The sequence below is a fragment of the Sphingobacterium siyangense genome, assembly GCF_023277505.1.
Taxonomy (GTDB): domain Bacteria; phylum Bacteroidota; class Bacteroidia; order Sphingobacteriales; family Sphingobacteriaceae; genus Sphingobacterium; species Sphingobacterium siyangense.
Genome location: NZ_CP080574.1, coordinates 3947059 through 3957482 on the forward strand (window position 1 = coordinate 3947059; position 10424 = coordinate 3957482).

At 44.2% G+C, this 10424-nt stretch carries 9 protein-coding genes and 1 riboswitch; of the genes, 8 read left to right on the plus strand and 1 reads right to left on the minus strand.

The window, feature by feature from the left end:
* The first annotated feature begins 56 nt into the window (after positions 1 to 56).
* Complete coding sequence (locus K2F45_RS16595) at positions 57 to 1472, plus strand: aminotransferase-like domain-containing protein (protein ID WP_248931915.1); 1416 nt, start codon at positions 57 to 59, stop codon at positions 1470 to 1472.
* A gap of 62 nt (positions 1473 to 1534) precedes the next feature.
* Here K2F45_RS16595 and K2F45_RS16600 read toward each other — a convergent pair whose 3' ends face one another.
* Entirely contained in the window at positions 1535 to 4171 is a 2637-nt protein-coding gene (locus K2F45_RS16600; protein WP_248931916.1) for an alpha-L-rhamnosidase, read from the minus strand.
* Between the two features lie 160 nt (positions 4172 to 4331).
* Positions 4332 to 4427: riboswitch (TPP riboswitch) on the plus strand.
* 59 nt (positions 4428 to 4486) lie between these two features.
* Between K2F45_RS16600 and thiS the strand changes: the two genes are divergently transcribed.
* Genes thiS through K2F45_RS16635 form a run of 7 tightly spaced genes read left to right on the plus strand, consistent with a single transcriptional unit; the run spans position 4487 to position 10368 of the window.
* A complete protein-coding gene (gene thiS / locus K2F45_RS16605) occupies positions 4487 to 4693 on the plus strand; it encodes a sulfur carrier protein ThiS (protein WP_075993149.1) in 207 nt (68 codons plus the stop codon).
* Between the two features lie 51 nt (positions 4694 to 4744).
* Positions 4745 to 6559, plus strand: coding sequence for a phosphomethylpyrimidine synthase ThiC (gene thiC, locus K2F45_RS16610; protein ID WP_248931917.1), 1815 nt, complete (start codon positions 4745 to 4747; stop codon positions 6557 to 6559).
* A complete protein-coding gene (locus tag K2F45_RS16615) occupies positions 6556 to 7173 on the plus strand; it encodes a thiamine phosphate synthase (protein WP_248931918.1) in 618 nt (205 codons plus the stop codon). The genes thiC and K2F45_RS16615 overlap by 4 nt, the downstream gene beginning before the upstream one ends.
* Positions 7119 to 7751 carry a thiamine phosphate synthase gene (locus K2F45_RS16620; RefSeq protein ID WP_248931919.1) on the plus strand — a complete coding sequence of 211 codons (633 nt, stop codon included), beginning with the start codon at positions 7119 to 7121 and terminating at the stop codon, positions 7749 to 7751. Before K2F45_RS16615 ends, K2F45_RS16620 begins: the two co-directional genes overlap by 55 nt.
* Positions 7748 to 8518 carry a thiazole synthase gene (locus K2F45_RS16625; protein WP_075993153.1) on the plus strand — a complete coding sequence of 257 codons (771 nt, stop codon included), beginning with the start codon at positions 7748 to 7750 and terminating at the stop codon, positions 8516 to 8518. Before K2F45_RS16620 ends, K2F45_RS16625 begins: the two co-directional genes overlap by 4 nt.
* Before the next feature lie 10 nt (positions 8519 to 8528).
* Positions 8529 to 9653, plus strand: coding sequence for a 2-iminoacetate synthase ThiH (gene thiH, locus K2F45_RS16630; protein WP_075993154.1), 1125 nt, complete (start codon positions 8529 to 8531; stop codon positions 9651 to 9653).
* Between the two features lie 4 nt (positions 9654 to 9657).
* Complete coding sequence (locus K2F45_RS16635) at positions 9658 to 10368, plus strand: HesA/MoeB/ThiF family protein (protein ID WP_182981953.1); 711 nt, start codon at positions 9658 to 9660, stop codon at positions 10366 to 10368.
* The last annotated feature ends 56 nt before the right edge of the window (positions 10369 to 10424 follow it).

The following is a 10424-nucleotide window of genomic DNA, read 5'->3' on the forward strand; positions in this document are numbered from 1 at the left end:
TTTTGATAATTCAACGGACACAGTTACCTTTGAAGACAGATATTAATCCTTATTTTATGAAAAAAGATTATTTGTATAATGAAATAGCAGACAATATTGCCAATAAGATTAATTCAGGTGTCTTAAAAGCCGGCGAGAAACTACCTTCAGTGAGAAATCTAAGTGCTGAACACGGTATCAGTATAAATACCGCAAAAAGGATATTTCTAGAGCTGGAAGGACGTTCACTTATACGGTCCAAACCTCAGTCCGGCTACTTCGTTAGTCCTCCAAACTATTTGCAGCTTCCTTTGGCCGCAGCCAGTCAACCTATTCCAATCGCCAATAACCGAGAACCAGATCAATTAATGAATAAGGTGTATTCAACCATTGGGCGCCGGGATTTAACCTTATTTTCGATCGGTGTTCCTTCGGGAAGTCTCCTGCCTACCGCAAAATTGAAAAAAGAAATCGTTCTCGCTACACAGGAGCTCAGCGATGGTGGCACAGCATATGAGCCCCTGCAGGGCAATATAAAATTACGTCGTATGGTAGCTGTACGTTCATTGGCCTGGGGTGGAAATCTAAACGAAGATGAGGTCGTTACCACCAACGGCTGTATGAATGCTTTGGTTTTATGTCTGATGGCCTTAACCAAACCTGGAGATACACTGGCTCTTGAAAGCCCCTGCTATCCGGGTATCCTCCAACTTGCCGTTAGCCTGGGACTTAAGGTGCTGGAACTAGCCACGGACCCCATCACGGGAATAGACATTGAAGCCCTCAAAAAGCTATTGCCCGAAATCAAAGTCTGCTTACTGGTTCCCAATTTTAACACCCCTCTGGGCTATTGCATGCCGGATGAGAACAAGCGGGAAATTGTATCACTGCTAGCAAAACATCATATCCCGCTGATCGAAGATGACACCTACGGCGACCTCCATTTTGGTATCCAACGCCCCAAATGTTGCAAATCTTTTGACCTCGATGGCAATGTACTCTGGTGCGGATCAGTTTCAAAGACATTGGCTCCGGGCTTCCGTGTCGGATGGGTCGCTCCTGGAAAATACAAGGAGCAGATTATCAAACTAAAACTAATCCATTCCCTATCATCTACAACGATCATCAACGAGGCGGTGGGAAATTTTCTATTAACAGGAAAGTATGAAAACCACCTACGTAAACTCCGTAGATCATTAACAGAAAACTACCAGCAGTATGCCGCTATCATCGCGGACCATTTTCCGGAAGGCACTAAAATAAGCCGCCCACAGGGCGGACTCGCCCTATGGGTTGAATTTCCAAAACACATCGATACAGGCAAGCTATACAATTATGCGCTTAAACTACAGATTAGCATTTCACCGGGAAGGATCTTCACCTTGCAGGATCAATTTCACCATTGCATGCGGCTCTGCATTGGTTTACCCTGGAGCAATGAAATCGCCTTAAAATTAAAACAGCTTGGTAAACTCGCAAAAGCCCTCCAATAGATTATAACATTAAAGAATAAAACCAACAGTCAAGACAGGAAACAACAAGTCGAAGCCTATGCTTACTTGAGTTCCAGTTCCAGCCTGTGTTTACCAGCCTCCAATTGGACGATATCGCTGCTTCTAACATTATCCGGTGGATAAAATGTTGCCGTCGCATTAGCAGGTATTTGGATATTATATACGATCATTTTATCCGTTAACTTCCATTCGGAAACAATTTTACCGTAGGGTGAATCGTAAGAAATAGAAGATTCTTTCAATTCCTGGGGGAAGATAGGTTTTAAGAGCACATGTTTAAATCCAGGTTGTTTAGGATCTGGCAGAATCCCGCCGATAGATTTAAAAAACCAACCACCGATTTCGCCAAACATCATGTGGTTGTCTGAAATATCCCGTGTTGCTTTTAAATCCCAGTTCTCCAACAATGTTGTCGCTCCATTTACAATCCACCATCCCCAAGACGGGTAGGTATCTTGTACCGCGACCTTATAGGCTGTCGTTGCGTAACCGTTATCTTTTAACGCATTCAATAATGCTTTAGCACCCAATACACCTACATCCAAATGAAAGTTGGTCTCTTCCACTTTCTTATTCAGGTTGGCTGCAACGCGGGCTTTCATTTCATCGGGTACAACACCCCAATAGAGTGGTACACTCAGTTCGGTCTGTGTTCCATTGCTATAAACACCTTTGGAAGCATCTAAAAATTTAGCGTTGATGGCCGTTTTAATTTTCTCGCTTAGCAGTTCATATTTTTGCTGATCTGCTGTGTACCCAAACAATTTGGCCGCAGCAGCCAAGATGGTCGCATCCACATAAAAATAAACAGATGAGGTCAACTCCAGATTGGACTGTGACTTAACCGGCACCCAGTCTCCACGCCCAAAAGTTGTTAAGCCAGACGGGCTGATTCCATCTACATAATCGACATAGCGTTTGATATTTAGATAACATTCTTCTAATGCACGTGGGTCTCCATAAAACTGATAGATCTGCCATGGAATGATGGCAATGGTGCTTGTCCAATCCAAACCATTTGCGGTACCATAGCCCCATCCGCCAGTTGGAATAATATCGGGTAAGACACCATTCTCCTGTTGTTCATCACGATGATCTGCCATCCACTTTTCATAAACTGTTATCCCGTCAAAATTGTAAAAAGCTGTTTCAATCGCTAGATGCCCATCCCCTGTCCAACCGTTCTTTTCGCGCTGCGGACAGTCTGTAGGATAGCCCATCAAATTGGACAAGTAGGCATTGTTGGTCGCTTCCCATAGTTTGTTGACCAACGCTGATGATGTCTTAAGCTGTCCAATAGCAGGCACATCACTATGCATAAAATAGGCGGTCACAGCCGAACTATCCAACGCGATCGCTGCACTACTACTAATTTCGACGTAACGAAATCCCTTGTAACCGAACTTGGCCATAAACTCATCATCCCGACCACTTAAGGTCAATATATCGGTCTGAAAGGGCTCCTTTTCCTTATCGCCCCGATTATAAACATCAATATTGGACTGATCAAGATGCCCATCCGCCAACAACCGCTCACCATGCTTGATACGCAGCATAGTACCCGCAGCTCCTTTCACCTTAATTTTTGTAATCCCGGCCATATTCTGGCCCATATCGAACACATAGGTACGTTGGTCTATCTTTGTCACTGATTTCGGCTTATAGGACTTCACGAGCCGAATCGGTACCATCTGTTGGGAAACGATATGTGCAGATGGCGCATTTCTATACTGAACAGCCTGCCAGGCCGAATCATCGTATTTTGGTTTATCCCAGTTGGGTATTTCCAGTCTTGCATCGTAATGCTCACCAGTGTAAATATTATTATAGGTGATTGGTCCTGACGCTGTCTTCCACTGCTTATCCGAAACAATGGTTTCCGTCGTTCCATCTGTATAAACGATTTTCAGTTCTAAACAGAATGTTGGCCGGGCCCGCCATGGTGCTTTATCAAAATTCCAAACGGCCAGTGGTTGATGATTATACCAGCCATTCCCCAAAACAACGCCAATGGCGTTCTCTCCTTTTTGAAGCTGCTGGGTTACGTCCGTCACGACATACAATGTCCGTCGGTCAAATCGAGTATACATTGGATCCAGACGATGGTCGTTAACGCGCTGGCCATTAATGGAAAGTTCATATAATCCTGCTGCGGCAATATATGCGCGGGCAGATTTTATCTGCTTATTTGCCTTAAATTCTGTTCTAAAATAAGGCGTTTCTCGCGCATGAATATCCTTATTGTCGCTGATCCATTTTCCTTTCCAAAGGTCCATTCCCATCATGCCCGTTTCGAACGATGCTATTTCTGAACGTGTTGATACACCATCCTTATCCCATACTTTAACCTTCCAGAAGTACTTGGTCTGTGGCTTTAACTGTGCGCCATTATAGGACACTAACATAGCCGAGCTGAACTGTTTGCCACTATCCCAGTTATCTTTGGTCTCTCGCAGCAGTGCCAGCGAATCTTGCCCTAAAAAGATCTGATAAGCCTGTTGTACCGCACCTTTACGTTGGTCCTCAAGTCGCCAGCTAAGTCTTGGGTGAATTGCATCAATACCCAATGGATTGACCAAATGTTCGCATGTCAACTGCACGGCGCTGCAGTTGTTTTTAGGTTGGGCATAAGTGTTGCTAGCGATACACAACAATGTTGTCAATAAAATCCTACGCATTAAAAGATACTATTCTTGGTGGTTGTTAAATTGTTTTAGCTGATTCAAAAAACTAATATATCAAATATTTCCCACATACTGACCTGTACTTTCCTGTACAATAAACCCAAGTCTGCAAAATAAAATTCTTGCAACTTTCATAAAAATAACCTTATCTTAGTCACAACTTTAGGGGTGTCTGCTCGTGCAGGCTGAGATTTTACCCTTAGAACCTGATCCGGATCATACTGGCGTAGGGAAAAGTGAGCTGTCTACAAGGTGCATTGCTGTGCCTTTGTGTAGCCATTCCTAAAGTTTTACCAAAAAAATTAAGGAATGGAACTTACAATAAACCATCAGATTCGATTTTTCGACCCCTCGCTTACTTCATTGGAAGGCTTGTTGCTTTTGGAATTATCCGGCCAAACTCAGGGCGTGGCTGTAGCTATTAACAACAAAGTCATACCCAAAAAGGACTGGGCTACGACACCACTAAAACCGCACGATCAGATTATTTTAATCACCGCGTCCCAGGGCGGATAGCTATTCCCCAAAAATCAATCGAACCGAGTAATTCACCCCAATAAGAAAAAAATGACAGCTGAAAAAATTACGCAATCGCCCTTTCCAAATGCAAAGAAAATTTTTGTATCCGGAAAACTATTTCCTATTCAAGTCGCTATGCGTCAAATCTCCTTGAGTCCAACCAAATTAACGAATGGAGAAGTAGAAATTAATCCCCCGGTAACAGTCTATGATACTTCTGGACCATATACCGATGACACCATCCATATCGATATCCGAAAAGGCCTCCCGCGCCTTCGCGAACAGTGGATCTTAGATCGTCAGGATGTCATACAGCTGCCTGGCACCAGCTCTGAATATGGACAAAAACGCCTTTCTGATCCAACGTTGGATGAACTCCGATTCGCGTATAGCCATAAACCGAAAATAGCCTCTGCCGGCAGGAATGTCACCCAATTACATTATGCAAAGCAAGGCATCATTACCCCAGAAATGGAGTACGTTGCTATCCGTGAAAACCAACGTATCGAGCAGCTCACGGCCAGTACCTCCGGAATGGATCATCAGCATAAAGGACAGAATTTTGGTGCCAGAACACATGATAAAGCAATTACACCAGAATTTGTCCGTGAGGAAATCGCTGCCGGAAGAGCAATCATCCCCAATAATATCAATCATCCTGAAAGTGAACCCATGATTATCGGGCGCAACTTTCTTGTTAAAATTAATGCCAATATTGGCAATAGTGCTGTAAGCTCAAGTATAGAGGAAGAAGTTGAGAAAGCAGTATGGGCCTGTCGTTGGGGAGCCGATACCATCATGGACCTGTCCACTGGCAAAAATATTCACGAAACCCGCGAATGGATTATCCGTAACTCGCCCGTTCCAATCGGTACAGTACCGATCTATCAGGCGCTCGAAAAAGTGAAGGGGGTGGCCGAGGACCTTACCTGGGAAATATTCAAAGATACCTTGATTGAACAGGCCGAACAGGGTGTTTCTTACTTTACCATACACGCCGGCGTACTGCTTCGTTATATCCATCTCACCGCTTCTCGAGTAACGGGAATTGTCTCCAGAGGAGGGTCTATCATGGCCAAATGGTGTCTTTTCCACCACAAAGAGAACTTTCTCTATACCCATTTTGAGGAGATCTGTGAGATTATGAAGCGATATGATGTTGCTTTTTCACTTGGCGATGGTCTCCGTCCAGGAGCCATTGCGGACGCCAACGATGCGGCTCAATTTGCGGAGCTCGAAACACTGGGCGAGCTCACCAAGATCGCCTGGAAACACGATGTTCAGGTGATGATCGAAGGTCCGGGCCATGTTCCTATGCAATTGATCAAAGAGAATATGGACAAGCAATTGGCTTGTTGTGACGAAGCACCATTTTATACCTTGGGCCCCTTAACAACTGATATTGCTCCAGGTTATGACCACATCACATCAGCCATTGGAGCTGCGATGATCGGATGGTATGGATGTGCGATGCTTTGCTATGTGACGCCCAAAGAACATCTGGGCTTACCAAATAAAAAAGACGTTAAAGACGGTGTAATCACCTATAAACTAGCTGCCCATGCGGCCGATTTGGCCAAAGGACATCCAGGTGCGCAATACCGTGATAATGCCTTGAGTAAGGCGAGATTTGAATTTAGATGGGAAGATCAATTCAACCTTTCCCTCGATCCAGATACAGCACGTGAATATCATGACGAAACATTGCCGGCAGATGCGGCCAAAGTGGCTCACTTCTGCTCCATGTGCGGTCCCAAATTTTGCTCGATGAAAATTACACAGGAAATCAGAGATAGTGCCGCACAAGGGATGCTGGAAAAATCGCAGGAATTCATCGCGCAAGGAAAAGAGATTTATTTATGATCATCGCTTTGACAGCAGCAGAAACGATTCCTTCTGAAAAAGTGATTATAGATGCTTTGTTCAAAGAAGGACTCGATATCCTGCACTTGCGCAAGTATCATTTTACAGACCTACAAATGTCCCAATATGTGGAATCTATCGATTCCACATACCTGGACAGATTGGTCCTACATTCTCACCCTCACCTATCGGCTGAGCTCGGAATCGCACGTATTCATATGAACGAAAAGGATAGAAAGGATAGATCAACAAATCAAATGCTGCCTACAACAATCTGTTCGACATCGGTGCATGATATCGATCAATTCAATAGCCTTGATGAATGTTGGGCCTATGCTTTTTTAAGTCCATTATTTCCGAGCATCTCAAAAGTGGGGTATGGCGTGTATAATGCAAGGTTGGATCAGCTCCCGTCACGCTCCAACTTTACTGTTCGTCTCATCGGTCTTGGAGGGATAAATCAAGATAACTGTCTTATCCCGATGCAGCAAGGTGCAGATGGAATTGCCTTATATGGTACTTTATGGAAGCACCCTGATCCAGTTCAAAATTTTATAGCATGCAAACAAAAACTATGGAAAAACTCCAATATATATCGCAGGGACAAACATTAACTGAACAAAAAAATAACATACTGAAAGCGCTGGATGCGGGGGCCAAATGGATACAGATCAGATGGAAGAACGCCGATGAAAAGAGCCGCTACATGCTTGCAGAACAGATCAAGCAAACCTGTTCTGAATTTGGTGCCAGCTGTATTATCAATGACCATCCTTTGCTTGCAGCGGCTGTAGATGCTGATGGCGTGCACTTGGGACTGGATGACTGCAGCGTCACAGCTGCCCGGAACATATTGGGTACAGGAAAAATAATCGGCGGTACTGCCAATAGCTTTGCGAATGTAAAACAAAGAATAAGTGAACATTGTGACTATATCGGACTCGGACCATTCAACTATACCATAACAAAACAAAAACTAAGTCCCCTATTGGGGATTGCAGGATATGAAAACATCATCCAACAAGTCCGCCTAGAAGGCTTGCCCCCTATTCCAATATTCGCAATTGGCGGTATAAGCCAACTTGAAGATATCCAACAGCTATTAGAAATTGGAGTTTACGGTGTAGCACTCTCCGGAATCGTAACCAAGACTCCAAACATTGTTTCATCCATCAATAAAATTTTATTATGAGCAACCTACATATAGCCGATCGCGTATTTGAATCCAGATTATTTCTTGGTACGGGCAAATTCGGTAATCTCACAGAAATGAGCGATGCCATTGTGGCTTCGGCCTCCCAATTGGTCACCGTTGCCCTCAAACGAATCGACCAGACCAACGCAGACGACAGTCTCATCAGTGCGCTCGATCTGGCGGCAATCCATTTGCTTCCCAATACTTCGGGAGCACGAACTGCTGAAGAAGCTGTGCTCGCAGCCCAACTTGCACGGGAGGCATTGGAAACCAACTGGGTAAAGCTGGAAATTCATCCCGACCCCCGTTATTTACTGCCCGATCCTATTGAAACCCTGCGTGCAACTGAATCGCTGGCCAAACTGGGTTTCGTTGTCATGCCCTATATTCACGCAGATCCAGTACTTTGTAAAAGATTGGAAAATGCAGGTACAGCAGTTGTTATGCCTTTAGGTGCTCCTATTGGTAGTAATAAAGGGCTTCGCACACTGGACTTTCTCGAAATTATTATTGAGGAGAGTAATGTCCCTGTGGTTGTAGATGCTGGGATCGGAGCTCCATCCGATGCCGCCAAAGCCATGGAAATCGGAGCGGATGCAGTCTTGGTCAATACGGCAATTGCGGTCTCGAATAATCCGATACGTATGGCCGAAGCATTCAAAGAGGCCGTTATCGCTGGCCGAAAGGCTTATGAGGCCGGTTTAGGAAAGATCGGATCACAAGCAATCGGTTCGAGTCCCTTAACTTCATTTTTATTTGATTGATGATTCACTTATGACAGATTTCAAAACGATACTCGATGAATACTCCTGGAATGACGTCCACATGCAGATTTATGACGCTACCAATCAGGATGTACAACATGCGTTAGAAAAAGACCATTTAACGCTCGCTGACTTTAGGGCGCTCATCTCACCGGCTGCAGCACCGTATCTGGAACAAATGGCACAAAAAACACAACAAATCACCCAACGTCGCTTCGGTAAAACCATACAGCTCTATGCCCCTCTTTACCTGAGCAATGAGTGCCAAAACATCTGTACATATTGCGGTTTTAGCATGGACAATAAAATTAAACGCAAAACCCTCAGCAACACCGAACTATTACTGGAGGCGATGACACTTAAATCCATGGGAATCAACCACATTTTGCTAGTCAGCGGAGAAGCCAACAAAACGGTCGAGATCAATTATTTCCTAAACGCTATTCACCTTTTAAAACCTCATTTTTCACAGATATCCATTGAGGTACAGCCACTGGAAGAATCCGAGTACCGACTACTACAGACCGCAGGTGTATATGCAATTTTGGTCTATCAGGAAACCTACCATCGGGAAGTTTACAAACAATATCATCCGAAAGGAAAGAAGTCCAATTTTGACTATCGTTTGGATACGCCCGACCGTATAGGCCGGGCTGGAATCCATAAAATCGGTCTGGGGGTATTACTTGGGCTAGAGGACTGGCGGGTGGACAGCTTTTTCACCGCGGCACACATTGCCTATTTGCAAAAACAATATTGGCAGACACGCTATTCCATTTCCTTTCCACGCTTACGACCAGCCGCGGGTTCTGTTGAACCAAATTTTCATTTGGCCGATCGTGATCTGCTGCAGTTGATCTGCGCATATCGTCTGTGGAATGAAAATTTGGAAATCTCCATTTCAACCAGAGAAAACCAAACCTTCAGGGATCATATCATACCCATTGGCGTAACCACAATGAGTGCAGCTTCAAAAACCAATCCTGGAGGCTATGTTGTCGATCCCCAAGCTTTGGAACAATTTGAAGTAAGTGATGAAAGAAATATGGAAACAATAAAAAATCAAATCCGAAAAATGGGCTATTCTCCAGTGATGAAAGACTGGGAAAGCAATTATGCCGGTATAGTACGTTAAATACATGAAAAAAGATAACATTTTTGATCGCTATAGCAGACAGATTTTTATCGAAGAGATTGGCGTTGCCGGACAACGGAAGATTATGGATGCCAAGGTATTGGTCGTCGGTGCAGGCGGACTCGGGAGTCCTGTCGTTCAATATTTAGCCGCGGCCGGTATAGGCAAACTTGGGCTGGTTGATTTTGACCGGGTTGAAATCCACAATCTTAATAGACAGATCATTCATTCCGAAAATAATATACACCAAGCAAAAACAGAAAGTGCCACAGCCTATGTACGACAGCACAATAGCACAATTGATTTTGAACCCTTTCAGGTAAAAATAGATGCTGACAACGCGCTAGCAATGCTCGCGCCCTATCATATCATTGTCGATTGCTGTGATAACTTTACAACGCGCTATCTGCTTAATCAGACCTGCCTACAACTCGATAAACCTTTGGTATACGGTAGCATCTATGGTTTCGAAGGCCAGCTGGCTGTCTTTAACTATCAGGGTAGTAAAAACCTATTAGATATCTTTCCAACACCGCCCGATCCGGAGCAGGTTCCAAATTGCGATAAAAATGGGGTGCTAGGCCCCCTGCCCGGTATTATCGGCAGTATGATGGCCATGCAGGTACTTAAAATAGTAACCGGATTACCCGTAGATAGCAACCAGTTAACGATTGTTGACACATTTCATTGGCGTTTTTCGAAACTCCTATTCTAAGGATTATTTCGGAAGACGTACCACAAAATGAGATAGAACGCTTTAAAAGAGCTCAA

Excerpts from the sequence above, each read along its gene's own strand:
- K2F45_RS16595 (WP_248931915.1), top strand. The coding sequence starts at position 57 with ATGAAAAAAGATTATTTGTATAATGAAATAGCAGACAATATTGCCAAT.
- thiS (WP_075993149.1), top strand. The coding sequence starts at position 4,487 with ATGGAACTTACAATAAACCATCAGATTCGATTTTTCGACCCCTCGCTT.
- K2F45_RS16635 (WP_182981953.1), top strand. The coding sequence starts at position 9,658 with ATGAAAAAAGATAACATTTTTGATCGCTATAGCAGACAGATTTTTATC.
- K2F45_RS16615 (WP_248931918.1), top strand. The coding sequence starts at position 6,556 with ATGATCATCGCTTTGACAGCAGCAGAAACGATTCCTTCTGAAAAAGTG.
- K2F45_RS16625 (WP_075993153.1), top strand. The coding sequence starts at position 7,748 with ATGAGCAACCTACATATAGCCGATCGCGTATTTGAATCCAGATTATTT.
- K2F45_RS16600 (WP_248931916.1), bottom strand. The coding sequence starts at position 4,171 with ATGCGTAGGATTTTATTGACAACATTGTTGTGTATCGCTAGCAACACT.
- thiC (WP_248931917.1), top strand. The coding sequence starts at position 4,745 with ATGACAGCTGAAAAAATTACGCAATCGCCCTTTCCAAATGCAAAGAAA.
- thiH (WP_075993154.1), top strand. The coding sequence starts at position 8,529 with ATGACAGATTTCAAAACGATACTCGATGAATACTCCTGGAATGACGTC.
- K2F45_RS16620 (WP_248931919.1), top strand. The coding sequence starts at position 7,119 with ATGCAAACAAAAACTATGGAAAAACTCCAATATATATCGCAGGGACAA.